Origin of the sequence: Microbispora sp. NPDC049125 (assembly GCF_040802045.1) — a bacterium.
In the GTDB taxonomy this organism is placed as follows: Bacteria; Actinomycetota; Actinomycetes; order Streptosporangiales; family Streptosporangiaceae; genus Microbispora.
Genome location: NZ_JBEZDW010000025.1, coordinates 61,585 through 88,433, shown reverse-complemented (window position 1 = coordinate 88,433; position 26,849 = coordinate 61,585). Strand labels below are relative to the sequence as shown.

General features: G+C 71.2%; 24 protein-coding genes. 9 read left to right on the top strand and 15 right to left on the bottom strand.

Features of this window, described 5'->3' with window-relative positions; genetic code table 11:
- The first annotated feature begins 13 nt into the window (after positions 1–13).
- On the top strand, positions 14–1,480 hold the full coding sequence (locus AB0B72_RS26330; RefSeq protein WP_367741631.1) for an MmgE/PrpD family protein: 1,467 nt from the start codon (positions 14–16) through the stop codon (positions 1,478–1,480).
- A 398-nt stretch (positions 1,481–1,878) separates the two neighbouring features.
- Positions 1,879–2,640 carry a BTAD domain-containing putative transcriptional regulator gene (locus tag AB0B72_RS26325; protein ID WP_367741630.1) on the top strand — a complete coding sequence of 254 codons (762 nt, stop codon included), beginning with the start codon at positions 1,879–1,881 and terminating at the stop codon, positions 2,638–2,640.
- A gap of 71 nt (positions 2,641–2,711) precedes the next feature.
- Here the strand turns inward: AB0B72_RS26325 and AB0B72_RS26320 are convergent, their stop codons facing one another.
- Together AB0B72_RS26320 and AB0B72_RS26315 are read right to left on the bottom strand one after the other, a co-directional pair.
- Positions 2,712–3,119: a hypothetical protein gene (locus tag AB0B72_RS26320; protein WP_367741629.1), complete on the bottom strand. Its 408-nt coding sequence runs from the start codon at positions 3,117–3,119 to the stop codon at positions 2,712–2,714.
- Between the two features lie 33 nt (positions 3,120–3,152).
- A complete protein-coding gene (locus AB0B72_RS26315; RefSeq protein WP_367741627.1) occupies positions 3,153–3,518 on the bottom strand; it encodes a nuclear transport factor 2 family protein in 366 nt (121 codons plus the stop codon).
- 106 nt (positions 3,519–3,624) lie between these two features.
- Between AB0B72_RS26315 and AB0B72_RS26310 the strand changes: the two genes are divergently transcribed.
- On the top strand, positions 3,625–6,297 hold the full coding sequence (locus tag AB0B72_RS26310) for an AAA family ATPase (RefSeq protein WP_367741626.1): 2,673 nt from the start codon (positions 3,625–3,627) through the stop codon (positions 6,295–6,297).
- 13 nt (positions 6,298–6,310) lie between these two features.
- Here AB0B72_RS26310 and AB0B72_RS26305 read toward each other — a convergent pair whose 3' ends face one another.
- The 9 genes from AB0B72_RS26305 to AB0B72_RS26265 form a co-directional block, all read right to left on the bottom strand.
- A complete protein-coding gene (locus tag AB0B72_RS26305) occupies positions 6,311–6,919 on the bottom strand; it encodes a flavin reductase family protein (RefSeq protein WP_367741625.1) in 609 nt (202 codons plus the stop codon).
- Positions 6,920–6,935: 16 nt separating this feature from the next.
- Positions 6,936–7,457, bottom strand: a complete 522-nt coding sequence (locus tag AB0B72_RS26300) for an NADPH-dependent FMN reductase (protein WP_367741624.1) — start codon at positions 7,455–7,457, stop codon at positions 6,936–6,938.
- A gap of 49 nt (positions 7,458–7,506) precedes the next feature.
- On the bottom strand, positions 7,507–8,877 hold the full coding sequence (locus AB0B72_RS26295; protein WP_367741623.1) for an LLM class flavin-dependent oxidoreductase: 1,371 nt from the start codon (positions 8,875–8,877) through the stop codon (positions 7,507–7,509).
- On the bottom strand, positions 8,874–9,716 hold the full coding sequence (locus tag AB0B72_RS26290; protein WP_367741622.1) for an ABC transporter permease: 843 nt from the start codon (positions 9,714–9,716) through the stop codon (positions 8,874–8,876). Before AB0B72_RS26290 ends, AB0B72_RS26295 begins: the two co-directional genes overlap by 4 nt.
- On the bottom strand, positions 9,709–10,497 hold the full coding sequence (locus AB0B72_RS26285) for an ABC transporter ATP-binding protein (protein WP_367741674.1): 789 nt from the start codon (positions 10,495–10,497) through the stop codon (positions 9,709–9,711). Before AB0B72_RS26285 ends, AB0B72_RS26290 begins: the two co-directional genes overlap by 8 nt.
- 20 nt (positions 10,498–10,517) lie before the next feature.
- Positions 10,518–11,528, bottom strand: coding sequence for an ABC transporter substrate-binding protein (locus AB0B72_RS26280; RefSeq protein ID WP_367741621.1), 1,011 nt, complete (start codon positions 11,526–11,528; stop codon positions 10,518–10,520).
- Positions 11,529–11,817: 289 nt separating this feature from the next.
- On the bottom strand, positions 11,818–12,900 hold the full coding sequence (locus AB0B72_RS26275) for an MBL fold metallo-hydrolase (RefSeq protein WP_367741620.1): 1,083 nt from the start codon (positions 12,898–12,900) through the stop codon (positions 11,818–11,820).
- A gap of 6 nt (positions 12,901–12,906) precedes the next feature.
- On the bottom strand, positions 12,907–14,280 hold the full coding sequence (locus tag AB0B72_RS26270; protein ID WP_367741619.1) for an MFS transporter: 1,374 nt from the start codon (positions 14,278–14,280) through the stop codon (positions 12,907–12,909).
- Complete coding sequence (locus tag AB0B72_RS26265; protein ID WP_367741618.1) at positions 14,277–14,858, bottom strand: winged helix-turn-helix domain-containing protein; 582 nt, start codon at positions 14,856–14,858, stop codon at positions 14,277–14,279. The genes AB0B72_RS26270 and AB0B72_RS26265 overlap by 4 nt, the downstream gene beginning before the upstream one ends.
- A 208-nt stretch (positions 14,859–15,066) precedes the next feature.
- Here AB0B72_RS26265 and AB0B72_RS26260 point away from each other — a divergent pair, with 208 nt between their 5' ends.
- A complete protein-coding gene (locus AB0B72_RS26260) occupies positions 15,067–17,601 on the top strand; it encodes a glycoside hydrolase family 9 protein (protein ID WP_367741617.1) in 2,535 nt (844 codons plus the stop codon).
- A 126-nt stretch (positions 17,602–17,727) separates the two neighbouring features.
- Here AB0B72_RS26260 and AB0B72_RS26255 read toward each other — a convergent pair whose 3' ends face one another.
- Positions 17,728–17,871, bottom strand: a complete 144-nt coding sequence (locus AB0B72_RS26255) for a hypothetical protein (RefSeq protein WP_367741616.1) — start codon at positions 17,869–17,871, stop codon at positions 17,728–17,730.
- Between the two features lie 177 nt (positions 17,872–18,048).
- Between AB0B72_RS26255 and AB0B72_RS26250 the strand changes: the two genes are divergently transcribed.
- The 5 genes from AB0B72_RS26250 (at position 18,049) to AB0B72_RS26230 (ending at position 24,658) form a co-directional block, all read left to right on the top strand.
- A complete protein-coding gene (locus AB0B72_RS26250) occupies positions 18,049–18,690 on the top strand; it encodes a B3/4 domain-containing protein (RefSeq protein WP_367741615.1) in 642 nt (213 codons plus the stop codon).
- 207 nt (positions 18,691–18,897) lie between these two features.
- A complete protein-coding gene (locus AB0B72_RS26245; RefSeq protein WP_367741614.1) occupies positions 18,898–22,599 on the top strand; it encodes a multifunctional oxoglutarate decarboxylase/oxoglutarate dehydrogenase thiamine pyrophosphate-binding subunit/dihydrolipoyllysine-residue succinyltransferase subunit in 3,702 nt (1,233 codons plus the stop codon).
- 105 nt (positions 22,600–22,704) lie between these two features.
- Entirely contained in the window at positions 22,705–22,878 is a 174-nt protein-coding gene (locus AB0B72_RS26240; protein WP_367741613.1) for a DUF6104 family protein, read from the top strand.
- Positions 22,879–22,997: 119 nt separating this feature from the next.
- Positions 22,998–23,843, top strand: a complete 846-nt coding sequence (locus tag AB0B72_RS26235) for a DUF4097 domain-containing protein (RefSeq protein WP_367741612.1) — start codon at positions 22,998–23,000, stop codon at positions 23,841–23,843.
- On the top strand, positions 23,840–24,658 hold the full coding sequence (locus AB0B72_RS26230; protein ID WP_367741611.1) for a helix-turn-helix transcriptional regulator: 819 nt from the start codon (positions 23,840–23,842) through the stop codon (positions 24,656–24,658). The genes AB0B72_RS26235 and AB0B72_RS26230 overlap by 4 nt, the downstream gene beginning before the upstream one ends.
- A gap of 65 nt (positions 24,659–24,723) precedes the next feature.
- Here the strand turns inward: AB0B72_RS26230 and AB0B72_RS26225 are convergent, their stop codons facing one another.
- The 3 genes from AB0B72_RS26225 to AB0B72_RS26215 form a co-directional block, all read right to left on the bottom strand.
- Positions 24,724–25,686, bottom strand: coding sequence for a zinc-binding dehydrogenase (locus AB0B72_RS26225; protein ID WP_367741610.1), 963 nt, complete (start codon positions 25,684–25,686; stop codon positions 24,724–24,726).
- 90 nt (positions 25,687–25,776) lie between these two features.
- Entirely contained in the window at positions 25,777–26,205 is a 429-nt protein-coding gene (locus AB0B72_RS26220; RefSeq protein ID WP_367741609.1) for a type II toxin-antitoxin system VapC family toxin, read from the bottom strand.
- The gene (locus AB0B72_RS26215) at positions 26,192–26,482 is read right to left on the bottom strand and encodes a hypothetical protein (protein WP_367741608.1); all 291 of its coding nucleotides are present in this window, start codon (positions 26,480–26,482) and stop codon (positions 26,192–26,194) included. The genes AB0B72_RS26220 and AB0B72_RS26215 overlap by 14 nt, the downstream gene beginning before the upstream one ends.
- Positions 26,483–26,849 lie beyond the last annotated feature (367 nt).

The following is a 26,849-nucleotide window of genomic DNA, read 5'->3' as shown; positions in this document are numbered from 1 at the left end:
ACAACCTGCCGCGATGACCCTGCTGGAGGAGCTCACCGGCTGGGCAGCGAAGCTGACACTCGACCAGGTGCCGCCTCGAGTGGTGGAGATGGCCAAGAGCCAGGTGCTGTCGCAGCTGGCGGCCATCCGTGGCGGGATGGCGCATCCGCAGGGACAGACCCTCCTCCGCGCGTTCGGCACGCCGCTCCAGCCGACGGCGAAGAAGGCGGCGACCGTGCTGGCCGGGCTCACCTCCTGGCTGCACCTGGACGACACCGCGTACGCGGGGCACCTGTCCAACTCCACGGTCAGCGTGCCGTTCGCCTACGCCGAGGCGTGCCGGCTCGACGGCACGGCACTGCTGACCGCGATCATCGCGGCGAACGAGTGCGCGGCGCGCATCACGGCCTCGGCCACCCTGGGCCCGTTCCGCGGGCAGATGGCCGCGCACACGCATCTGGCCGGAGCGATCGCCGCGCGGCTGCACGCCTCCGGCGCGCCGGCCGGCCGCTGGGTCGACGCGTTCGGGCTGGCGTTCGCGATGCCGATCTGGACGCTCACCCACGGCTTCATGGGCAGCGAGGCGCGGATGCTCAGCTCGGCGCTGCCCGTCCGGGTCGGGCTGGCGGCGGTCGACTCGGCCGCCGGAGGGCTGAGCGGCGCACCCGACATCCTCGAACACCCCAAGGGTTTCCTCGCCACGTTCGCCCAGGTGCCGGTGCCCACCGCGATCACCGTGGGGCTCGGCGACCGGTGGCACACCGAGACGCTCTCGTTCAAGGTGCACCCGTCGGGCCCCGGCACCGACACCGCCGTCGACTGCGCCCTCCGCCTGCACGCGGAGCTCGATCCGGACGAGATGGAGGCGATCGAGGAGATCGTCGTCCGCGCGTCCCTCTACACGCTCATGGTGGACAAGGCCGCCGCCGAGTACCTCGACGGGCCGCGCACCCCCGTCAGCGCGCTGGTGTCGGCCACGCCGTACGCGGTGGCGACCGCGCTGAGCACCGGCGGCCTGACCCCGGCCGACTTCACCGCGCCGGCCACGGACGACCCGGCCCGCTGGGCGCTGGCGGCCAAGGTGCGCCTGGTGCACGACAAGGAGATGACGACCATCCTGCTCCACGCCGACGCGCCCTTCGGCGAGGCGATCAGGGCGGCCGGCGAGCGTGGGGCCGCCTGGGTCCGTGACTTCGGCGGGCCGCTGCTCGCCGACCTGCTCGGGCCCATCGGGCCGCCACGCGCCTCCTTCGAGGACGCGGTGAAGGCCACTCCCGCCGCGGTGTCGGTCCACCTGGCCGGCGGGCGGGTCGTCGAGCACCGTGCCGACGTGCCCGTGGGGGGCATCGGCCCGGACACCAGGGCGAGCCACCGGCGGCTCGTCCGCGGCAAGTTCCTCGAAGCGGGCGGGCCCGCCGAGGTCGCGGACGCGGTGAACGATCTCGAACGGCTGTCGGCCTCCGAGATCGGCTGGTTCCTGCGCACCGCCCTGCAACGCTGACCGTCCCGCACCACCCTGCGACGCCGACGTTCCCGCGCCCTGCGGCACCGGCCTTCCCGGTCGCCGCCTGCGGGGAGGTCGGCGTCTCTGTTTGGATCACCGCCGTGAAAGGCCGTTCCGCTGCCCCCTGCGGTAAGCGGCCGTATCGAAGCCGTCTCTCACCGTCACCTCCTTCCCCACTCGAACCGCACTGGACCAACAAGACTCGCGACAATTCGAGTGGCTATATTGGCCGTTAGCACGGCAAAAGGGGGGGAATTGGGGCTTGGATTCCTTAGCGCGAGCCTGGAGGCCGATCACCCATTTCACCTTTCGTGGCAACCGACGAACGCTCGGAGGAAAAGGAGTAGTCGGTGACCGGAACAGTGCTCTTCAGGTTATTCGGTTCCGTTTGTCTTATGGACGGTGACCGCCGCATCGCGGTGCGCGGCATGCGTCAGCGCACCCTCCTGGCCGCATTGTGCGTGAACGCGGGCAGACCCGTCTCCAAGGAGCAGTTGCTCGACGAGCTGTGGGACGGCAAGCCGCTGTCCAACGTCGACAACGCCCTGCATGCCCTCGTCGCCAGGCTGCGCAGGGTTCTCAACGACGCCTACGGCGAGCAGTTCGCCAAGGAGCGGCTCATCACGCTGCCCACCGGGTACATGCTCAAGGCCCGCGACGAGGAGGTCGACGCGCTGCTGTTCGACAAGCTCGTCGCCCAGGCCCACGAAGTGCTCGGCACCGATCCCGTGCGGGGGGTCGAACTGCTGGGGCAGGCCCTCGCGCTGGCGGACGGGCCCGCGCTCGACGACGTCGGCGGCGGCCCCGCGCTGCGCAGCGCGGCCCTGCACTACGAGGAGCTCCGCCTCACGGCGATCGAGGACAAGATCGCGGCCGGCATCTCGGCCGGCGCGGAGCGGGGCACGATCAGCGAGCTGAAGCGAATGGCGGTGCTGCATCCGTGGCGGGAGCGGGTCTCGGAGCTGCTGATGCTCTCGCTCTATCGGGCCGGGCGCCAGGTGGAGGCGCTCGACGTGTACAACCAGATACGCCGCAGGCTGACCGAGGAGCTGGGCGTCGAGCCCTCCCCCGTCCTGCGGATGCGGATGCAGTCCATCCTCAACCAGGATCCCGCCCTGCAGGAGTCCACGGTCCTCACGGCCGTCCCCCACCGCTGAACGCGGCAGTGCCCGGCCTCCCTGGAGGTCCGGGCACTGGTGGCGCCGCCGTACGGTCTTCAGCGGGACGGTCATCGGGCCTGACGCAGGCCCGCGTACTGGAGAGCGGCGAAGGCGGCGACGACCACCGCCTGCAGGACGACCCACACGGCGCCGAGGGTGTTCACGTCGATGCCGCCGAGCTCAAGCTCCAGGACGCTGGCCACCGCCCACAGGAGGTTGGCCGCGATCACGGTCCCCACCGCGGCCGGGCTGACCCGGGCCGGACGGCCGACCGCCCAGACCACGACGGCGTAGGCGAGCAGGAAGACGCCGATCCCGCGCTGGAAGCCGACGGACAGGCCCAGCAGATCGTGCAGCGGGCCGGCCAGCGCGAGGTAGGCCAGGCCGTTGACGCCGGTGACGAGGGCGTCGAGGTTGAGCGCCAGCTTGACGAGGTTCTGGTTGCCGGTGGCGGTGGTGGCAGTGGTGGCAGTCATCTTGTCTTTCCTTCCAGGTGGTTTCGGGGAGTGTCAGGCGGCGGGCACCTGGTCGAGGAAGCCGTACACGGTCGCGATCCGGCCGTCCTCGTCGAGCACCGCGACGTCGAAGCCGATCACGATGGCGTCCCCGCCCTCGGGGCCCAGGTGCCAGTTGAAGCGGGCCACGTTGTGATGGGCGTCCACCTCACCGGCGAGGGTGAAGACCAGGCCGGGGAACTGGCCCTGAACGGCGGCCATCACCGCGTCGATCTGGTCGCGCCCGTGCACGCCCGCCAGCGGGTCGATGTAGGAGGCGCTCTCGGTCAGCACCTCCTCCATCTCGGCGCGGCGCTCGGCGGCGTCGGTGATGTTCCAGCAGTTGAGGTAGCGCTCGGCCAGCTTGGTCATGTCGCTCATCGGTGGTCTCCTGTCGTCGTCGTCCGATGTCATAGACGCTACGGATCTCGGCGAACGAGAGAATCTGTCAGTGGTAAGTACTTTCCGGAGCGCGCGTAGGTAGGTCATGGGCATGTTGTACGGACGGGCCGCCGAGCAATCCGTCATCGAGTCCCTGCTGTCGGACTGCCGCGAGGGGCGCAGTGGCTGCCTGCTCGTGCGCGGCGACCCCGGCATCGGCAAGACCGCCCTGCTCGACCACGCCGCCGCCACCGCCGCCGGTGACCTGCCGGTGCTGCGCGCCACCGGGATCGAGTCCGAGGCGGAGCTGCCGTTCGCCGGTCTGCACCTGCTGCTGCGCCCGGTCCTCGACCGGCTGGACGCGCTCCCCGAGCCGCAGTCACGCGCTTTGCGCGCCGCCTTCGGCCTGGCCCCCGCCGAGGCCGGGGACCGGTTGCTGGTCGGCCTGGCCGTGCTGTCGCTGCTGTCGGAGCTCGGCCCGCTGCTGTGCCTGGTCGACGACGCGCACTGGCTGGACCGGGCGTCGGCGGAGGCGCTGCTGTTCGCCGCCCGCAGGCTCGACGCCGAGGGCGTCGCGCTCGTGTTCGCCGCCCGGGAGCACTTCTCCGCGCCCGGTGTGCCCGAGCTGCGGCTCCACGGCATCGACGCCCCCTCCGCCGCCGCGCTGCTCGGCGGCGGCCTGTCGCCGTCTCTGCGGTACCGGGTGCTGGCCGAGGCGAGGGGCAACCCGCTGGCCCTGATCGAGCTGCCCGGCGCGCTGCGCGACGAGCCGCTCGACGAGCCGCTCGACGGGGTCCCGCTGCCGCTCACGGAACGGGTCAGCGCCGCCTTCCTCTACCGGGTCCAGGGGCTGCCCGAGCGCACCCAGGCGATGCTGGCGCTGGCCTCCGCCGACGACACCGGTGACCTGGCGCTCCTGCTCCGCGCCGCCGCCCGCCTGGACGCCGGGCTGCGGGACCTCGCGCCCGCCGAGACGGCGGGGCTGGTCCGGATCGAGGGCGACACGGTGACGTTCCGCCATCCGCTGGCCCGTGCCGCCGTCTACCAGGGGGAACCGCCGAGCATGCGGCTGGCCGTCCACCGCGCGCTGGCCGACGCGCTGACCGAACCGGCGGACGCCGACCGCCGGATCTGGCACCTCGCCATGTCGGCGACCGGCCCGGACGAGGAGATCGCGGCCGAGCTGGAGCGGACCGCCGTACGGGCCAGCAGCCGGGCCGGATACGCGGCCGCCGCGTCCGCGTACGAGCGGGCGGCCCGGCTGAGCGCCGACGGCGGCCCGGCGCGGGCCCGCCGGTTGACGCTGGCCGCCGAGAGCGCGCTCGCCGCCGGTCAGCTCGACCGGGCGGCCGAGCTGGCCGGACACGCCAGGCTCCGGGTACGGCAGGCGGACGACGACGAGCTGAACGCCCGGCTGGCCCACGTCGGGGCCACCGCCGACTTCCTGCGCGGCGCGCTGCACACCGCCCACCAGACGCTGCTCGACGTCGCCGACACCGCGTCCGGCCCGCAGGCGGCGCGGATGCTGCTGCAGGCCCTGCACAGCGCCTGGTACATCGGCGGAGACGAACTGGAGCGGACCACCGCCCTGCTGGAGGCGCTGGACCTGCCCGCCGAACACCCGGTGGGCCCGGTCGTCCGGTTCGTGGTGGCGGTGAGCCGCCGCCAGGGGCCGTCGCCCTCGCTCACCGAGGTGGTCGCGCGGACCCGGAGCCTGGGCGCCGAGGCGCCGCGTGACCTGGTCCAGCTCTGCGGCCTGGGCCTGGCCGCCGGTCAGGACGCCGAGACCGCCGAGGTGGCGGCCGAGCTCATCGCGGAGTCCCGGGCCAGGGGCGGCGTCGGCGCGCTGCCCACGCTGCTGTTCTTCCTGGCCGAGACCGAGCTCTTCCACGGCAGGCACGCCGACGCGCTGGCCACCGGGAGCGAGGCGCTGCGCATCGCGCAGGACACCGACCAACGCCAGTGGGCGAGCCAGCTGAACGGCTTCCTCGCCTGCCTGGCCGCGCTCCGCGGCGACGAGGCCCTGGCCCGGCGGCACGCCGCCGACGCCCTGGGCGACACGGTCGGCGACGTCCCCGCCGCCGGCGCGCCCTGGGCCACCTGGGCGATGGGCCTGCTGGACCTCGGCCACGGCCGGGCCGAGGCCGCGCTGACCCGGTTGGAGACCCTCACCGAGATGCACATGGTCGCCACCGCGCGCAGCGTGCCCGACATGGTCGAGGCGGCGGTACGGCTGGGCCGGCCCGAACGGGTGCTCACGACGTTCGCCCAGTACGAGGAGTGGGCGCGCTTCTGCGGGCAGCCGTGGCTGGACGCGCTCGTGCTCCGCTGCCGGGCACTGCTCAGCGACGACGACACCGAGCCGGACGAGCTGTTCGCGGCCGCCCTCGACCTGCCCGGACGGCCCTTCGAGCGGGCCCGCACCCAGCTGCTGCTCGGCGAGCGGCTGCGCCGTACCCGGCGCAAGGCCGAGGCCCGCCCGCACCTGCGCGCCGCGCTGGAGACCTTCGAACGGCTCGACGCCACACCCTGGGCCGACCGTGCCCGCACCGAGCTGGGCGCCACCGGCTCGGCCACCCCCGACAGGCACGAGCCGGGCGCGCTGGCCACGCTCACCCCGCAGGAGCTCCAGATCGTACGGCTGGCCGCACGCGGCCTGTCGAACCGGGACATCGCCGCCCAGCTCTTCCTCAGCCCGCGCACGGTGGCCCATCATCTCTACAAGGCGTATCCCAAGCTCGGCGTCGTCTCCCGCCGGGAGCTCGCCGACTTCACCTGAGCGCAGCCCCTGATCAGTGCGCCAGGAACCTGCCGAACCTGCCCTGGTGGTACAGGAGAGGACGGCCTCCCGCGCGCACGTCGGTCCCGGTCACCAGCCCGACCACGAGGACGTGGTCGCCGACCTCGACGATGTGGTGGGGGCGGCAGACGAGATGGGCCGAGGCGCCGTCGAGCAGCGGAACGCCCTCGTGCCCCTGCGACCAGCTCGTGGGATGGGCGAACCTGTCGATGCCCTTCCTCGCGAACCGGGCGGCCAGGTCGGCCTGGTGGGAGGCGAGGACGTTGACCGCGAACAGGTCCGCCTCCCGCAGCAGCGGCCACGTGGCCGACGACTGCGCGACGTAGAACGACACGAGCGGCGGGGTCAGGCTGACCGACGAGAACGACGTCGCCGTCAGCCCGACCGGCACTCCCTCCGGGCTCGCGGTGATCACCACCACGCCGGCCGCGTGCACGGCGAGCGCCCGGCGGAACTCCTCCCCGGCCACAGGCTCGGCCCGCTTCGCGTCCACGGGCACCGGCTCGTGGTCGGGCACCAGGCGCAGCCACGCCTCGGCGCGGCCCTCGGGGCCCTCGTCCCTGACGGCCGTCATGACCGCGCCGCCCGTCGCGCCGCCCATCGCGGATCCTCACCGGTCATGCCGGCACCTCCTGTCGGTACGAGAGCTGGGGGGCCACCTGGCCGGCCCACCGGGCCAGCACGTCGTCCAGGTCGGGTATCTGAGACTCCAGCACGGCGAGCCCGGGTGTGGGAACGAACGCGCCGAGCTCGACCAGCAGGGGGCGCAGGTGCACCTCCACCGCGAGGGAGTGCTTGGGGTCACCCATCACCAGCAGCGGCAGCGCCGCCGTCCCGGCCAGCGCCTGGTGGGGCAGCCGGTCGAGGAAGGCCTTGAGCAGCCCGGTGTAGGTGCCCTTGTACGTGGGGCTCGCCACGACCAGGATGTCGGCCTCGCGTACGAGGTCCAGCGCCACCTCCACCCCCGCCGACGGCTCGGGGACGAACAGCTGCGCCGCGAGCCCGGCGAGGTCCACCACGTCGCCGTGAGCGGCCGGGCCGGGAGCGAGCCGCCCGGCCACCGCCTCCGCCGCCCGTACGGCCACGCCCAGCGTGCGCGACCCGTCCCTCGGGTTGCCGACCAGCGTCACGATGCTCATCGCGTCCTCCTCCTTGGTGCCGGGGTGTCGTGACCCGTCCGCGCGGCGGTCACGAGGCGACCGCCACGGTGGTGTCCGCCACGGTGGTGTCCGCGGCCTCCTGGGCGGGTGCCGCATCGGTGTGGCGGCCGGCGGGCCGGGCGAGGCCGTAGCGGTCGCGCAGGGTCCGGCCCTCGTACTCGTACCGGAACAGGCCCCGGGCCTGGAGCTCGGGCACCACGTGGTCGACGAAGTCCTCCAGGCCGCTGGGCAGGAGGGGCGGCATGATGTTGAAGCCGTCGGCCGCGCCTCCCTCGAACCACTCCTGGAGCTGGTCGGCGATCTGCTCCGGCGTCCCGGCGACCACCCGGTGCCCGCGCCCGCCGGCGAGCCGGCCGATGAGCTGCCGGATGGTGAGGCCCTCCCGCCGGGCCAGGTCGACGACGAGCTTGAGGCGGCTCTGCTGGCCCTCCGTCTCCACCGGCACCTCGGGCAGCGGCTCGTCCAGCGGATGCCCGGACAGGTCGACGCCGAGGATGTTGGACAGCTGGCCCACGCCGTACGCGGGGACGATGAGGTCCTCCAGCTCCTTCTCCAGGCGCAGCGCCTCCCGCTCGGTGGCGCCGAGGATGGGCGAGATGCCGGGCAGGATGAGGATGTCCTCCGGCCGCCTGCCGTACGCGACCGCCCTGGCCTTGATGTCGGCGTAGAACTCCTGGCCCTCCTCAAGCGTCTGCTGGGCGGTGAAGACGGCCTCGGCGTGGCGGGCGGCGAAGCCCCTGCCGTCCTCCGACGAGCCCGCCTGGACGAGCAGCGGGCGTCCCTGCGGCGGGCGCTGCGTGTTGAGCGGGCCCCGCACCCGGAAGTGCGGCCCCTCGTGGTCGACCTGGTGGATCTTGCCGGTGTCGGCGTAGACCCCGGAGGCCCGGTCGCCGAGCACCGCGTCGTCCTCCCAGCTGTCCCACAGCTTGGTGACGACGTCGAGGAACTCGTCGGCCCGCTCGTAGCGGAGGCGGTGCGCCGGCCGGTCGATGCCGAAGTTGTGCGCCTCGGCCTCCCCTGCCGAGGTCACGATGTTCCAGCCCGCGCGTCCGCCGCTGATGTGGTCGAGCGAGGCGAACTTGCGCGCGACGTGGAAGGGCTCGTTGTAGGTGGTGGACACGGTCGCGATCAGCCCGACGTGGTCGGTCACCGCCGCGAGCGCCGACAGCAGGGTCAGCGGCTCCAGCCCGCCGAGCGCGTTGTGCCGGACGTTCCCCCACAGGGCGAGGCCGTCGGCGAGGAACACCGAGTCGAGCCTGCCCCGCTCGGCGACCCGCGCCAGGTGCTGGAAGTGGCGGACGTCCGTCACCCGCCGCGGCTCGGTGCGGGGGTGCCGCCAGGCCGCCTCGTGGTGCCCGACGCCCATGAGGAAGGCGTTGAGGTGCAGTTTCCTGGTCACGTGGTCCTCCAGGTCGAAAAGCGGCGCTCCAGCAGGACGAGGAGCTGGTTGAAGAGCAGGCCGATCAGGGAGATCGTGATGATCCCGGCGTACATGTCCTGGATCCGGAAGTTCGACTGGGCGGCGTTGATGAGGTAGCCGAGCCCGGCCTTGGCGCCGACCATCTCGGCGAACAGCAGCACGAGGATGGAGTACGCCCCGGCCAGCCGGACGCCGGTGAAGATCGCGGGCACGGCGGCCGGGAACAGCACCTTCTGGAACAGCCGCACCGGGGACAGCCCCATCGACCTGGCCGACTTGACCAGGAGCGCGTCCACCGTCTTCACCCCGCTGACGGTGTTGAGCAGAATCGGCCACGAGCAGGCGTAGAAGACGAAGGCGATCTTCGAGGTCTCGCCGATCCCGAGGATGAGCGTGAAGACCGGCAGCAGCGCCACCGGGGAGGTGTTGCGGAACAGTTCGAGCACCGGGCTGAGGAAGTCGGCCACCGGCTTGTACCAGCCGATGAGCAGCCCGAGCGGGATCGCCGCCGCGATGGCCAGGGCGAACCCGGCGAGCGAACGGCCCAGGCTGGCCCCGACGTGGTCGAGCAGCTCACCGCCGCGCAGCAGGTCGTATCCGGCGGCCAGGTCCTCCGACAGGGGCGGCAGGAAGACGCGGTCGACGACTCCGGTTCGGGGCAGCGCCTCCCACAGCGCGAGCAGCAGCACCACGGCGAGCGACCGCTTGGCTGCCGTCCCCAGGCGGCCGGCCGCCCGGCGGGGCGGCCTGCCCGTGTCGCCGTACGAGCGGGCCTGGGCGGCGCGTGCGGGGGCGTGAGGGGTGAGGGTGTCAGCCAACGGAGGCCACCTCCTGGGCCCGTGCGGCGGCGACCTCGTCGCGCAGCAGCTTCCACAGCCGGTGGCGGTACTCGCCGAAGCCCGGGTCGGCCCGCAGGTCGCCGGCGCGGCTGTCGAACTCCACGTCGATGACCTGCTTGATCCGGCCGGGCCGGGAGGTCATGACCGCCACCCGCTGGCCGAGATAGACGGCCTCGTCGATGCCGTGGGTGATGAATACGATCGTCTTGCCGGTCTTGTCCCAGATGCCGCGCAGCTCCTCCTGGAGCGACTCGCGGGTCTGCGCGTCCAGGGCCGCGAACGGCTCGTCCATCAGCAGCACGTCCGGGTCGAAGGCGAGGCTCCGCGCGATCGCCACCCGCTGGCGCATGCCGCCCGACAGCTCGTGGGGGTAGCGCCGCTCGAACCCGTTCAGCCCGACGAGGTCCAGGTAGTGCCTGGCCCTGTCCTCCCGCTCCCTTCTCGGCACCGACTTCGCCTCCAGCCCGAAGGCGACGTTGCCCAGTGCGGTGCGCCAGGGGAACAGCGCATACTGCTGGAAGACGATCCCCCGGTCCAGGCCCGGGCCGGTGACCGGCGCCCCGTCGAGCAGGATCTCGCCGGAGGTCGGCGGGGTCAGCCCCGCGACGAGGTCGAGCAGCGTCGACTTGCCGCAGCCGCTCGGCCCGACGAGAGTCAGGAACTCGCCGTCCCGGACGTCGAGGTCCACCCCGTCCAGCGCGGTGAAGGGCCGTTCGGCGTCCCGGACGCGGAACACCTTGCCCACCCCCCGGATGCTGATCTTCGTACGGCTCTCGCGGCTCACTTGGCACTCCCGTTCGCGAAGGGGTTGTACGCGTTGGTGTAGACGTCGGCGGCCTTGACCTGGCCGGGCCGGAGCTCGCCCTCGCGCTGGAGCCAGTCGATCCAGGTCTGGAACTCCTTGGCGCCGATCACTCCACCGGTGCTGGAGACGCCGTAGCTCTTCCAGTAGCCGATGGCGGTGGCGTCCTCGCTGCGGCCGCGCTTGGCGATGATCGACTTGAGCCGGGCGACGACCTCGTCCCTCGGGTGGCTCTTGGTCCACTCGATGGCCTTGGCGACGCCGGTGACGAACTTCCTGGTGGTGTCCGGATTCTTGGCGATGAAGTCGTCGCGCAGCACGTAGGTGCCGGCGTTGAACGCGCCGAGCAGCTCGTAGTCGGTGAACAGCGGGTGGATGCCGCCGCGCTCGACCGCCTTGTCGCGCAGGATCCCGCCGAGTGTGGCGACGTCGATCTGCTTCTGCCGCAGGCTCTGCTCGGTGTTGACGGGCGGCACCACGACGAGCTCGACCTGCTTGATCTCGTCCTTGGTCAGGCCCTGGCGCTTGAGGTACTCCTTGAGCACGGCCTCCAGATGGGCGCCGAGCGTGTTGACGGCGACCTTCTTGCCGATGAGGTCGCGGGCCGACTTGATCGGGCTGCCGTCGAGGACGTAGTAGCCGTTGAACGTCTCCTTGTCCTCGCCGTAGTAGCTGATCACCGCCTTGATCGGGGCCCGGGCGGCGACGAGCTTCGCGACGGCGCCGTTGAAGGCGCCGCCGAAGTCGGTCTGCCCGGTGGCCGCCGACTGGATGTCCTGCGGGCCGCTGATCGTGTTGCCGACCCATTTGAGCGTGACGCCATTGAGAAAACCGAGGTCCTGGGCGAGCTCGGGCAGGATGACCGTCCCGGGGCTGCCCTGGTAGCGGAGCTCGGTGACCTGCCGGTCTCCTTGGCCGGCGGCGGCCGAGCCGCAGGCGGACAACGTCGCGACCAGGGCGGCCGCGACGGCGAATCTGAACGTGCGCATGCGAAGTCCTGCCGGGTGTACGCGGCGGCGCTCAACGGGCGCCGCCGACCGCGGGGCGCGCGACCGTCCTGGGCGCGCGAGGGGGGAGGGAGATCGAGGTGGACAGCCGCCGACGTCGGTGGGGCGGCCGGCCCGGCGATGGGGCGGATTCTCCTAGGCGGCGCGGCGACACTGGGCGCTGCGGACGTGACCGAAGTCCACGTGGGCGCGCCGGGTCAAGTACAGGCCCTGGCTCATAACGGACACGCTAGATGCGTTCAGGGCAGATAGTCAACATTCCCTACTGGATTTACATGGAAAGCGACGGCTCCCCGGCCGTAGCGTTCCACCGGTCGGGCTCCCCCGCCACGCGCGACACCAGTCCTCTGGCCTCCAGCCACACCAGGTGGGCGAGCGTCTCGTTGTTGGCCGCACGCCGCATGTACGGCGGGATCGCCTCCCAGGGCCGCGACCAGGTCAACCGGGTGGCGACGTCCCAGCAGGTGGCCCCGCCGCCCTCCGCCACGGTGCGCCGCACCTCGTCGAGCCGCTCCTCGTGGTGGCCGATCACGTAGTCGACCCGCTCGGCGAGCTCCAGGAAGCGGAACTCGTGGGCGGGCAGCACCTCGTCCACGTCGAGTTTGCCGACGGCGCGCAACGCGTCGAGATAGTCGGCGAGGGGGTTGGCGGCCGACTGCGGGTGCACCGCCACCATCGGAGTGATCTTGGCCAGCACGTGGTCGCCCGAGAAGAGCAGCCTGCGCTCCGGCTCGGCGAAGCACAGGTGGCCGGGCGAATGCCCGGGAGTCCAGATCGCGCGCAGATCCCATCCCGGCAGGCCGAGCCGTTCGCCGTCCTCGATGAGCCGGTCGGGGGCCGCCATCGCGACCATGTGGCGGATCATCATGGAGGCTCCCGCCAGCTCCTCGGCGGTCAGCTCGGGCACGCCGCAGCGCAGCAGCAGCCCCCGCTCCCGCTCCACGAGCGCCTCGATGGCCGAGTCGTCGTAGCGGTCGTGCACGAGGCGCGCGTCGGCCGGGTGCAGCCCGATCCAGGCTCCCGACACCTCGCGGACCCGCCCGGCGAGGCCGTAGTGGTCGGGATGGATGTGCGTCACCAGCACGGCCTTGACGTCGGTCATCTCGTAGCCCGCGACCCTCAGGCCGGAGGCGAGCCCGTCGTACGCCTCGTCGGTGTTCCACCCGGCGTCGATGATCGCGACCCCGGAGTCGATCTCCAGGGCGTAGACGAGGACGTACCGCAGGGGGTTGACGGGGATGGGCACCGGGATCGACCACAGGCCGGGCCGGACGCGCTCCACCGGGGGCAGCACCCCGTCCTGCCACGCCGTCCGCTGCTCCGTGCTCGCCGCCGTCACGGTCACCTTGCCCATCGGCCCCTACCCCTCTTGCGACGCCGTTCCTGCCTGATTGTGCCCCCTTACCGAATGATGTTCTACCAGGGATGCCGCCGGCCGTTCCGGGAGCCGTACGAACAGCAGGGCTGAGGCGAGGACGATCACGGAGACGACCGCCCACGCGGCGCCCACGCCGAGTGCCCCAGCGAGCGGCACGAGGCAGAGCGAGGCGGGCAGGGCGCCGAACTGGAGCTGGAGCGAGTCGACCGACATGACGGTCGCCCGCCGGTCGGCCGCGACGCGCTTGTGCATCAGCTCGTCGCGAAGGAGCATCGCGACCGAGAGCGCGGCGAAGAGCACGGCGTACGCCGCCCCCATGGCGGCGATGGCGACCCAGCCGTGCAGCGTCACCGAGGCGGCGAGGGCACCGGTGGCTACCGCGACGGCGACCGTGGCCAGGACGGCCGCGCGGACTGAGCCCCCGGCCAGCCGCGCCACGGCCGGGGTGAGGGAGCTTCCCGCCGCGTTGGCGGCGAAGCCGGCGGCGGCCACGAGGGCGTAGGCGGTGCTCCCGGTCTCGGGGAGACCGGTGAGGGCGGCCAGGCGGCCGGGGGTCAGGGTCTCGATCGTGGTGAGCAGCAGGCCCCCCGCGGCGGCGACGAGCAGCAGCCGCGCGAGCCCCCGGTCGACCAGGGCCAGCCGCACGCCCCCGGCGATCGTCCGCGGGACGTCCCTGACGACCTGTCCCACCCGTGCGCGATGGGGCCTGACCGGCTCGTGCATGATCGCCAGTGCGGCCACGAGCAGGACGACGGCGGCGCCGGCCCCCGTCCAGACGGGGACGGCCAGGGCGTCGCGCAAGCCGAGCAGCGGTACGGCTCCGCCCGCGAGGATGCCGAGCGTCAGGGCGATCGCCCCCGCCGCCCCGCCCGCCGCCAGCCCCGGCTTCAGGTCGGCATCGCTCCCCTGCTCGGCGTGCAGCGCGTCGACGTACCAGGCCTGCGCCGGGCCGCTCGACAGCGCCCTGGCGATCCCCTTGAGCACGGCCGCGGCGAAGAACGGCCAGAACGAGCCGGCCAGCGCCAGCGTGGCCAGGCCCACCGCGCTGAAGGCGGCCGCGGCGGCGAGGACGCCCCTGCGGCCGACCACGTCGGCGAGGCCGCCGGTCGGCAGCTCCAGCACGACGATCGTGACCGAATACGCGGCTCCCACGACGCCGATTTGGGCGAGGTCCAGCCCGCGCACCGTCATGAGCAGCACGTACGGCGCCATCATCAGCCCCGGGGGCAGCCACGTGAGGAACTCGATCAGCGCGTAACGGCGCGTCAGGCCGCGTCCCGAGGGCGGCGCGGGTGAGCGTCGCGTCATGCCGCGCGCGGAGGACAGCTCGGCCGGGCGGCGCGCAAGGCCGCTCATCGTCCCTCCTCCTCGCCTGGCGGACGGCGCGGGTGGGCGGCGAGAAAGACCGCGACCTGCCGCGTGTCGGGCGCGTCCCTGTCCCGCTCGGCGGCCTCGCGGATCAAGGTGAACACCTGGTCCTTCAGCGCGGACAGGGACGCCGCCGTGAGCCGGACCACCTCGTCGGACATCGTGGCCGCGTCGTTCCACTCCGGGCTCCACCGGTCCCGTTCGCGCTCGAACCGCTCCACCGCCGCCGTCAGCACCTCGATCTGCCGGCGGCGCATGAAGGTCGCCGCCTCGCGGCCCTCAGGGGTCGCCCCCATCTCGAGATCGCTCCACGCGGTGCCGCGGTGAACCGCCCGCCAGCGGCGCTCGCGCCGGTCACGCTGACCGGGATCCTCCTCCACGAACCCGTACCGGGCGAGCTGCCTCAGGTGGTAGCTGGTCGAGCCGGAGCTCTCCTCGAAGCGGGCCGCCAGCTCCGTGGCCGTCGCCGGCCCGTCCATCCGCAGCGCGCCCAGCAACCGCACCCGCAGCGGGTGCGCGACCGCCCGCAGCGTGCCCGGATCGCTCACATGGAAGGTCTCCTCCATGCCACTCACCTCCTTGATCAAGGACGCTAACATTGCAAAGACTCGTTTGCAAATAATCCTTTGGAGAAATGAAATTTTCACCGATCTCTCCCGGCATCGGCCGGTCACGTGAGGGCGGAGGCGAGCGTCGTTGACGCCTGGCGAAACCCGGGGGAAACATGAGGCGCTCACCCCTTGGGAGCGCTCCCACACCTCATCGAGGATCACCGTGCTCAGACGATTCAGCATCCTTGCCGTCGCGGCGCTGGCCGCCGCGTGCCTGACCGGCTCCCCGGCCCATGCCGCCGACGAACCCGAGCAGATACCCAACGGCACGTTCGACACCACCACGGACCCGTGGTGGCACACCGCGAACCTCACCTTCGCGATCGACGACGGCCGGCTGTGCGCCGACATCCCGGGCGGCACGGTCAACCCCTGGGACGCGATCATCGGCCTCAACGACATCCCGCTGGTGAAGGACGAGACCTACGCCTTCAGCTTCTTCGCCACCGCCAACCCGGGGAAGGTCGGCCGGGCCTACGTCCAGCTGCCCGTGGATCCGTACACCCAGTACCTGTCGGCCGCCCCGGAGCTGAGCGTCTCGGGCAACACCTACAACTACACGTTCACCTCGCCGGTCGACCTCGCGAGCGCCCAGGTGGTCTTCCAGATCGGCGGCAGCGCCGAGCCCTGGCGGTTCTGCGTGGACAACGTCTCCCTGAAGGGCGGCGCCGAGCCCGAGGTGTACAAGCCCGACACCGGCCCCCGCGTCCGGGTGAACCAGGTGGCCTACCTGCCGAAGGGCCCGAAGAACGCCACCGTCGTCACCGACGCCACCGAGGCGCTGCCCTGGCAGCTCAAGAACTCCGCCGGGACGACGGTCGCGCACGGCACCACCACGCCGCGCGGCGTCGACGCCAGCTCAGGGCAGAACGTCCACTCCATCGACTTCACGTCGTACAAGAAGGCCGGGACGGGCTTCACGCTGACCGCCGACGGCGAGACCAGCCGCCCGTTCGACATCAAGGCCGACGCCTACCAGGGTCTCAAGCTCGACGCGCTGAAGTTCTACTACACACAGCGCAGCGGCATCGCGATCGACGACTCCCTGCGCCCCGGGTACGGCAGGCCGGCCGGCCACGTCGGCGTGTCCCCCAACCAGGGCGACACGAACGTGCCGTGCCAGCCGGGCGTGTGCGACTACTCCCTCGACGTGTCGGGCGGCTGGTACGACGCGGGCGACCACGGCAAGTACGTCGTCAACGGCGGCATCTCGGTGGCCCAGCTCATGAGCGAGTTCGAGCGGACGAAGAACGCCGCGACCGCCAAGCCGATCGGCTCCCTGGCGATCCCCGAGAGCGGCGACGCGGTCCCGGACGTCCTCGACGAGGCCCGCTGGGAGCAGGAGTTCCTGCTGAAGATGCAGCGGACCGACGGCATGGTGCACCACAAGATCCACGATGAGAACTGGACCGGCCTGCCGCTGCTGCCCCACCTCGACCCGCAGAAGCGCGAGCTGCACCCGGTCTCCACCGCGGCCACCCTCAACCTCGCCGCCACGGCCGCCCAGGCCGCCCGGATCTTCGCGCCGTACGACGCCGCGTTCGCGGCGAAGAACCTCGCGGCGGCCAAGAAGGCCTGGGCCGCGGCGAAGGCGAACCCCGCCGTCCTCGCCTCCCCGTCCGACGGGGTCGGCGGCGGGACCTACGACGACGCCGACCCCAGCGACGAGTTCTACTGGGCGGCGGCGGAGCTGTACATCACGACCGGCGACGCCGAGTACAGGGACTTCGTGCTCGCCTCCCCGCACCACACCGGAGACGTCTGGGGCCTGGGCGGCTTCGACTGGGGCCACGTCGCGGCGCTCGGCCGCCTCGACCTGGCCACCGTCCCCAACGCCCTGCCGGGCCGCGACGCCGTGCGCCAGTCCGTGGTCGCGGCCGCCGACCGCTACCTCGCCACCGTCCAGCGGCACCCGTACGGCCTGCCGTACGACCAGGGCGACTACGTCTGGGGCTCCAACAGTGGGTTCCTGAACACCATGGTCGTGATGGCCGCGGCGTACGACATCACCGGGACGGTCAAGTACCGCGACGGCGTGCTCCAGGGCATCGACTACATCCTCGGCCGCAACGCGCTCAACCAGTCGTACGTCACGGGCTACGGCGAGGTGGCGTCGAAGAACCAGCACAGCAGGTGGTACGCCCACTCGCTGGACACCTCGCTGCCCAACCCACCGCACGGCACGCTCGCCGGAGGCGCCAACTCCGGCATCCAGGACCCGGTCGCGCAGGCGAAGCTGAAGGGCTGCAAGCCCCAGTTCTGCTACATCGACGACATCGGCTCGTACTCCACCAACGAGGAGGCCGTCAACTGGAACGCGCCGCTGTCGTGGGTGTCGGCCTTCGTCGCCGACCAGGGTGACGGCACCGTGCGGGCGCCGGCCTCGTGCCAGGTCACCTACACCGTGCACGGCTCCTGGCCCGCGGGCTTCACCACCCAGGTCACGCTGAAGAACACCGGCGCCAAGGCGATCGACGGCTGGTCGCTCAAGTGGTCGTTCCTCGGCGGCCAGAAGGTCGGCCACGCCTGGAGCGCGGCGCTGTCGCAGGAGGCCGCGACGGTCACCGCGGCCAACGAGCCGTACAACAAGACCATCAAGCCCGGCCAGTCCGTGTCGTTCGGCTTCAACGGCGTCGGGGCCCCCGGCGCGAACCCGGCGCCGGACCTGTTCCTGCTGAACGGCGCCGCCTGCGCCTAATCCCTTGGGCCTGATTCCCTGGGCCTGATCCCCGGCAAGACCCGGCCGCCGCCTCACCCGAGGCGGCGGCCGGTTCCGTTCACGACGCTCATCCCGGCCCCACCAGCTCGGCCAGCCCGGGCGCCGTCAATCCCAGCCGTCGCGGCTCGCTTCGACGTCCACGGCTTCGGTGAAGCCGGGCACGGTCCCTGTCACGCCGTCGAAACGGCTGCGATGCCGCCGGATGACGATGTGGTCGCCTTCGCCGGTGATGTCGCCTGTGACCGTCATGAGTAAAGGCCAAACGCCATCACTCTCCGCACACAACGAAATGCACACAGCGAAATGCACGCAGCGGCGGAACGCCAAGTGCGGCATTCCGCACCGCCGTGCTCGCCGCATGGCGGGTGACCCGCACGGAGCCACGGCGCCCACCGGCCCCTCGCGCCTGGCCGTAGGCTTTCCGGCGTGCTCGAAGACATACAGGTGGAACCCGCCGTCATCGCCCTTCGCCCCGACTTCGCCGTGCTGGCCATCCGGGCGTACGGCCTGCGCAACGGGCCCTCCGACGATCGGTCCAGGAGCTGGCTGAAGGCGGCGTCGGCCGAGGCGCCGCCACCCGATCACGAGCGGATCGAGGCCTGGCGCGCGGCGTACCGGGCTTTCGGCGCCAAGCCGCAGCGGACCCGGCCCTCGGTCGACGCACTCGTCCGGCGGATGCCGCTGCCCGAGATCAACCTGGTGGTCGACGCCTACAACGCGGTCTCCGTACGGCACGCCCTGCCGATCGGCGGCGAGGACCTGCGGCGCTACCAGGGCACGGCGCGGCTGGTGCGGGCGGCCGGCGACGAGCCGTCAGAGGAGGCGCTGGGCGTCCCCGAGATCGGCGAGGTGGTGTGGCGCGACGACGCCGGCGTCACCTGCCGGCGGTGGAACTGGCGGCAGTGCGTGCGCACCAGGATCACCGAGGAGACGGTGGACGCCCTGTTCCTGCTCGAACGCCTGGAGCCCCTCTCCCTGGACGAGCTGCGGGAGGCGGGCGACGACCTGGTTCGCCACCTAACCGAAATATCCTATGATGTCCGTATTGAGTCGTGGGTGGCGAGCTGACCCCAGGCCCCTCCACCCCGATGTGACCATTCGGTAAGCAACTCCTCACCACCCAGTCGGACTACCCGGGCGTGACCTGTTTGATCGGTCCTGGGAGGATGGGCCGGGACCTGCGACCCGACGGGCTCACCTCACTGTGCGAGGCGAGTAGCCTTGGACAGGTTCATCAAACATCAACGCCGATCTGCGGAAGAGGCGATTTCCGCCGTGTCGTCTGAGTCGTCGCGGACAAACCCGCTGGCAAGCTTCGGGCAGAACGAATGGCTTGTCGACGAGCTGTACCAGAAGTACCTGGAAGACCCCGAATCTGTGGACAAGGCCTGGTGGCACTTCTTCGCTGACTACAACGGCGCGGGCAAGTCCGCGCCCCCCAAGTCCACCCCCGGCACGTCGAACGGCGCCACCACGGCGGCCGTGACGTCCGAGGCCCCGGCTCCCGCGACCCCGGCACCCCAGACGCCCGTCGCCGCACCCGCTCCGGCTCCCGCGGCGAAGCCGCAGGCCACGGCCGCTCCGAAGCCCAAGGCGAGCGCCCCGGCCTCACCGGGCGCCGTCGAGGAGAGGCTGCGCGGCGCCGCGGCGCGCACCGCGCTCAACATGGAGTCCTCGCTCTCGGTCCCGACGGCCACCAGCGTCCGCGCGGTTCCCGCGAAGCTGCTGGTGGACAACCGGATCGTCATCAACAACCACCTCCTGCGCGGGCGCGGCGGCAAGATCTCCTTCACGCACGTCATCGGCTACGCCATCGTCCAGGCGCTCAAGGCGATGCCGGACATGAACCACGCCTACGGCGAGGTGGACGGCAAGCCGGCGCTGATCCGGCCGGAGCACGTCGGCCTCGGGCTCGCGATCGACGTGCAGAAGGCGGACGGCAGCCGCCAGCTGCTGGTGCCGTCCATCAAGCAGGCCGAGACGCTGGACTTCCGCCAGTTCTGGGTGGCGTACGAGGACATCGTGCGCAAGGCCAGGGCCGGCAAGCTCGGCGTTGAGGACTTCCAGGGCACCACGATCTCGCTGACCAACCCCGGGACGATCGGCACGGTCCACTCGGTGCCGCGCCTGATGCCCGGCCAGGGCACGATCATCGGCGTCGGCGCGATGGAGTACCCGGCCGAGTACCAGGGCGCGTCGGAGGAGACGCTGTCCCGCCTCGCGATCAGCAAGGTGATGACGCTCACCTCGACGTACGACCACCGGATCATCCAGGGCGCCCAGTCGGGCGACTTCCTGCGCCGCATCCACCAGCTGCTGCTCGGCGCCGACGGCTTCTACGACGAGATCTTCGAGTCGCTGCGGATCCCGTACGAGCCGGTCCGGTGGGTCCAGGACATCTCGGCCACCCATGACGACGACGTCGCCAAGTCGGCCCGTGTTCTCGAGCTGATCCACGCCTACCGGGTCCGCGGTCACCTCATGGCCGACACCGACCCGCTGGAGTACCGCCAGCGCAAGCACCCCGACCTGGACATCAAGTCGCACGGCCTGACCCTGTGGGACCTGGAGCGGGAGTTCGCGACCGGCGGCTTCGGCGGCCGCCCGCTGATGAAGCTGCGCGACATCCTCGGCGTGCTCCGCGACACCTACTGCCGCACCGTCGGCATCGAGTACATGCACATCCAGAACCCCGAGGAGCGGGCCTGGATCCAGGCGCGGGTCGAGAAGCCGCACGCCAAGCCCGGCCGCGAGGAGCAGCTCAACATCCTGCGCCGGCTGAACACCGCAGAGGCGTTCGAGACGTTCCTGCAGACGAAGTACGTCGGGCAGAGGCGGTTCTCGCTGGAGGGCGGCGAGTCGCTGATCCCGCTGCTCGACTCGGTGATCAGCGAGGCGGCCGGCGAGCGGCTCGACGAGGTCGTCATCGGCATGGCCCACCGCGGCCGGCTGAACGTGCTGGCCAACATCGTCGGCAAATCCTACGCCCAGGTGTTCGGGGAGTTCGAGGGCAACCTCGACCCGCGCAGCGCCCAGGGGTCGGGCGACGTGAAGTACCACCTCGGCGCCAGCGGCGACTTCGTCGCCCCCGACGGCACCAAGATCAGCGCCTCGGTGGTGGCCAACCCGTCGCACCTGGAGGCCGTCGACCCCGTCCTCGAAGGCGTGGTCCGGGCCAAGCAGGACCTGCTGGAGCGCGGCGAGGAGGGCTTCACCGTCCTGCCGGTGCTCGTCCACGGCGACGCGGCGTTCGCCGGGCAGGGCGTGGTCGCCGAGACGCTGCACCTGTCGCAGCTGCGCGGATACCGCACCGGCGGCAGCATCCACATCGTGGTCAACAACCAGGTGGGCTTCACCACCAGCCCGGCGAGCTCACGCTCGTCGGTCTACGCCACCGACGTCGCCCGGATGATCCAGGCGCCGATCTTCCACGTCAACGGCGACGACCCCGAGGCCGTCGTACGCGTCGGGCAGCTCGCCTACGAGTACCGCCAGGCGTTCCGCAAGGACGTCGTCATCGACCTGGTCTGCTACCGCCGCCGCGGCCACAACGAGACCGACAACCCGGCGTTCACCCAGCCGCTGATGTACGACCTGATCGACGCCAAGCGGTCCACCCGCAAGCTCTACACCGAGGCGCTGATCGGGCGTGGCGACATCACGGTGGAGGAGGCGGAGCAGGCCCTGCGCGACTACCAGGAGCAGCTCGAACGAGCCTTCACCGAGACGCGTGAGGCCACGAAGCGGCCGCTGGAGCCGGGGTCGGTCGTCGCCCCCGAGCCCGACGAGCTGATCCCGTGGTCGCACGAGGACGCCAAGACGGCGATCTCGGAGGAGACGGTCAAGCGGGTCATCGAGACCCAGTTCAACCTGCCCGAGGGATTCACGGTCCATCCGCGGCTCGCCCCGGTGCTCCAGCGCCGCGGCTCCATGGTCACGGAGAACGCGATCGACTGGGCGACCGGCGAGACGCTCGCGTTCGGATCGCTGCTGATCGACGGGCATCCGGTCCGGCTCGTGGGGCAGGACTCGCGGCGCGGCACCTTCGGCCAGCGGCACGCGGTGCTGGTCGACCGGGTGACCGGCGAGGAGCACACCCCGCTCAAGAGCTTCAACCACGGCACCACGAAGTTCTACGTGTACGACTCGCTGCTCAGCGAGTTCGCCGCGATGGGCTTCGAGTACGGCTACAGCGTGGTCCGGCCGGACGCCCTGGTCGCGTGGGAGGCCCAGTTCGGCGACTTCGCCGACGGCGCCCAGTCGATCATCGACGAGTTCATCTCGTCCGGTGAGCAGAAGTGGGGCCAGCGCTCCTCGGTCGTGCTCCTGCTGCCGCACGGCTACGAGGGTCAGGGGCCGGATCACTCCTCCGCCCGCATCGAGCGCTATCTCCAGATGTGCGCGCTGGACAACATGACCGTGGCCCAGCCGACCACTCCGGCGAACTACTTCCACCTGCTGCGCTGGCAGGTGCTGTCGGAGCGGCGCAAGCCGCTGATCGTGTTCACGCCCAAGTCGCTGCTGCGGCTCAAGGCGGCGGCCTCCGCGACGGCGGAGTTCACCTCCGGCGCGTTCCGCCCGGTCATCGGCGACGACACGGTGGACCCCGCGGCCGTCACCAAGGTCGTGGCCTGCTCGGGCAGGATCTACTACGACCTGCTCGCCCGGCGCGAGAAGTCGGGCCGCGGCGACGTGGCGCTGGTCCGCCTGGAGCGGCTCTACCCGTTCCCGGAGAACCCGCTCAAGGCCGAGCTCGCCCGCTACGACGCCGGGGCCGAGCTGATCTGGGCGCAGGACGAGCCGGTGAACATGGGTCCCTGGCCGTACCTCTGCCTGAAGATGATGGAGAAGCCGGAGCTGCTCGGCGGACGCACGTTCCGCAGGGTGTCCCGGACCCCGAACTCGTCGCCCGCCACCGGCTCGCACTCCAAGCACGACGCGGAGCTGGCCGGCATCCTCGACGAGATCTTCGGCTAGACGGCCGGCCCGGGCACGGGCACAGGAGAAGGCGGGAAGTCCCCCATGGTCCGTCCATGGGGGACTTCCCCGTACACGGGTGAGTTGCCGACGGGAGCGGGAGCGATGTACTTCACCGACAAGGGGATCGAGGAGCTCGCCGAACGGCGCGGCGAGGAGGAGGTCAGCGTCGGCTGGCTGGCCGAGCGCCTGCGCGAGTTCGTCGACCTCAACCCCGAGTTCGAGACGCCGGTCGAACGCCTGGCCACGTGGCTGGCACGCCTGGACGAGGACGACTGACCCCGAGCCGTCGGGCCCACAAGACGCGATACATCTTGACTTTTCCAACACACGACATATCGTGTCTTGTGACAGTCGATGCCGTCGCCGGAGGGGTCCCCGGGCGGCACACTCCCTCGGTGCGGGAAAGGGCTGAGCAGATGCCCCAATGGACGATCGACAAACCCGGGCAGATGACGTTCGGAGAGGTCACCGCGCTGAGTGTGCGCGTCGTGGCCGGCCGCGTGGCCGTCCTGGCCAGCGACGGACCGCCCACGCTCGAGGTGGAGGACATCAACAGCGGGCCGCTGCTCGTGACCCACGACGAGGGCACCGGGCGGCTGACCGTGGCGTACAAGGACCTGACCTGGGACGGGGTCACGGGCTGGTTGCGGCCGGGCTCCCGGTGGACGACGCTGACGCTCACCGTGCCGAAGGACTGCCCGGTCCAGGTGGGCGTGATCTCCGCCTCCGCCCTAGTGGCGGGCTTCGAGAGGTCGGCCAGCATAAAGAGCGTGTCCGGCGAGATCATGCTCGACGCGGTCAGCGGCGATGTCCACGCGGAGACCGTCGCCGGGGCGGTCGAGAGCCGGGGGCTCGCCGGCGACCTGTCGTTCAGCAGCGTCTCGGGTGACCTCACCGTGGCGGGAGGCACCCCGCGGCGGCTGTCGGCGAACACCGTCTCCGGGCGGATCACCGCGGACCTGGCGTTCACCCCCACCAGCCATGTCACGCTGAACAGCATGTCCGGGGACGTGGTCGTACGGCTCCCGCAGAGCGTCGACACCGATGTGTCGGTCCGCTCCACCTCGGGCCGGATCGAGTCGGCCTTCCCGGGCCTGGACGGCGGGCGGCACCCCGCCTCCCGGACGCTGTCCGGGCGGCTCGGCGGCGGCATGGCGTCGGTCTCGGCGATGACCGTGTCCGGCGACGTCACGTTGCTGAGCAGGCAGACCACCGACACGCGGGAAGAGGAGAGGGCATGAGCCCGGTGTTCGGGCACGGGCGGCTCCGGCTGTACCTGCTGAACCTTCTGGAGGAGAGCCCCCGGCACGGGTACGAGGTCATCCGGCTGCTGCAGGACCGCTTCCTCGGCGTCTACTCCCCCTCCCCGGGCACGATCTATCCCCGCCTGGCGAGGCTGGAGGAGGAGGGCCTGGTCACCCACGAGGTCGTCGACGGCAAGAAGGTCTTCACCGTCACCGACAAGGGCCGGGCCGAGCTGGTCGACCGGATGGACGAGCTGGCCGAGCTGGAGCAGGAGATCACCGCGTCGGTCCAGGACATCGCGCGGGAGGTCAAGGAGGACGTACGGCAGACCGTGCGCTCGCTCCGCGAGGAGCTCACCCAGATGGCCAAGGACATCGGCAAGGAGAGCGGCCCGTCAGGCCGCGACGTCCGGCGGGACCAGAAGCAGCAGTGGAAGGCGCAGAGCGAGCACGCCAAGCAGGAATGGCGGCGGCAGAAGGACGAGTGGCGGCGCCACAAGGACCACCTGCGCGAGGAGACCGAGCGCTGGCAGCGCGACTGGCGCCGTGTGTGGGAGAGAGTGTCGGCGACCGGCCTGCCCGAGGACCCGCACGCCCACGGCGCCGGCCGGGAGCACCCCCGGGACCTCACCACCCGCGACGTCTCCGAGCAGCTGGCGTACGACGCGGAGCTGGGCCGGCTGCTGGCCCGCTTCGTCTCCGAGATTCGTGAGGCGGCCACCGCCGGGCGTCTCAGCGACACCGCGGTGGCCGAGTGCCGGACGGCCCTGGACGAGGCCGCCGCCCGCATCCGCGACGCACTCCGGCACTGACCGCCGGGCACTGACCGCCGGGCACTGACCGCCGGGCGGTGCCGCCCGGCGGTGCGAGGGCCGGGTCAGAGCGTGAAGACGATCTTGCCGAACACGTCGCCGTGGTGCATCGCGGCGAAGCCGTCCTCGGCCTCGGCCAGCGGCAGCACCCTGTCGATCACCGGGCGCACGCCGGTCTGCTCAAGGAACACGACGAGCCGGGCGAGCTGGTCGCGCGTCCCCATGGTCGAGCCGATGACGGACTTCTGCAGGAAGAACACCTGGGCGAGCTGGGTCGGGGCGACCATGCCGCTGGTCGCGCCGCTGACGACGATCCGCCCTCCCGGGCGCAGGGCACTGAGCGAGTGGTTCCAGGTGGCCTCGCCCACCGTCTCCATGACGGCGTCCACCCGCTCCGGCAGCCGGGCACCGGTCTCGAAGACGCGGTCGGCCCCGAGCTCCAGCGCGCGGGCACGCTTGTGCTCCGAACGACTGGTCGCCCACATGCGGAAGCCCCCGGCCCTGCCGAGCGCGATCAGGGCCGTGGCCACTCCGCCTCCCGCGCCCTGGACCAGCACGGTCGACCCCGGCTGCAGCCCGGCCTTGTCGAACAGCATGCGGTAGGCCGTCAGCCACGCGGTGGGCAGGCAGGCCGCCTCCTCGAAGGAGATCGCCGCGGGCTTCGGCACGAGGTTCCGCCTGGGGACGGCGACCGTCTCGGCGAACGTGCCGTCGTGGACCTCCGACAGGAGCGATCGTTTCGGGTCGAGGGTCTCGTCCCCGTTCACCGGAGTGCCGATCACCGAGTGGACGACGACCTCGTTGCCGTCCTCGTCCACCCCTGCGGCGTCGCAGCCGAGGATGATCGGCAACCGGTCCTTGGAGATGCCGACGCCCTTGAGCGTCCACAGGTCGTGGTGGTTGAGCGCGCTCGCCCTGACGGAGACCGTCGTCCATCCGTCGGGGACGTCCGGCTCGGGGCGCTCACCGAGCGTCAGGCCCTTCAGCGGGTCGTCGGCGTCGGTCTGTGTGGCGGTTACGGCGAACATGGCGGAACAGTACTGCGTACGACCGACACGACTCTCCCGGCCCGCCCCCGTCGGCGCGCCGCCGGGCCTTTCGCCGGCCCGGCGCCGCCGTCAGTTGAGCGGGTGCCGCGTGCGGAGCCCGGGGAAGACCCGGAAGTCCTTGTCACAGGTGATGAACTCACACCCGTGCTCGATCGCCAGCGCCGCCAGATACGCGTCGGGGATCAGCTTCCCGACAGCCGACGTCCGGTGGCACAGGTCGGTGAACACCTCCCAATGACGTCTCCCCGGTGCCAGAACGGTGGCATGCGGCTGGTTGCGCACAAGCCCCGCGAATGACAGCGCCACGTGAGAGGCGGCTGGAGTCTTGTACGTGCGGGGGTTGGTGACGACCCGGACGAAAGCGTTGATCGCGAAGTCGGCGACGCCGTATCCCTGGGCTCCGTTCAGGAGCTCCTCGAGCCACAAGCGGTATTCCTTGTGGCGATCGGCCTCCGGACGGAACGCGTTGATGTACACGTTGACGTCAACGACCATCATCGCGCGCGATCCTCTCCAGCGTCGCGAGCCGCTCCTCGGCGTCCATGAGGTGGTCGATCTCCCCGAGGCTGAATCCCGCAGCGAGCAGCTCCGCGACTCTGGGCGTGTAGCCCGCTTCTCCGGCGAAGACCGGCAGCTCAACCCTTTGCTGTGCGGCGATCTCTTCGGAGCGGTTCATGAGTTGGCGCAAGGCGTCCTCCATGACTGAGTTGAGGGTTCGGCCGTTCCTGGCCGCGAACGCCTTGGCCTCGTTGAGAAGCGTCTCGTCGATTCGCACAGTGGTTCTCCGCACGACTCCAGCGTCCTCGGCTGACATCTTTATGTCAACACTCAATGTAATCGCGTCGTCACAAGATCTCAACGACTTTCGAAAACCTGTCCGAAAAGAGCTTTATGTCCCGCAGCAGACGAGGCTCTGTCCGATTTGGGGCCGGCGTTGCCCAGCGAGAGCAGAAATGCCACCGATAACCATGGGAATGAAGCGCTAGAAATTCATTAAGACCGGTCGAGAATGACCGTAAACCGCGTATCGCCACCAGGCGACCACACCTGCTCCATGCCATCTGACCTGCTGTTATGCCACCCATAACCGCACGGCATGGATAACGGATAGGCCAATCTGATGATTGTTCTGGTTATAGCCG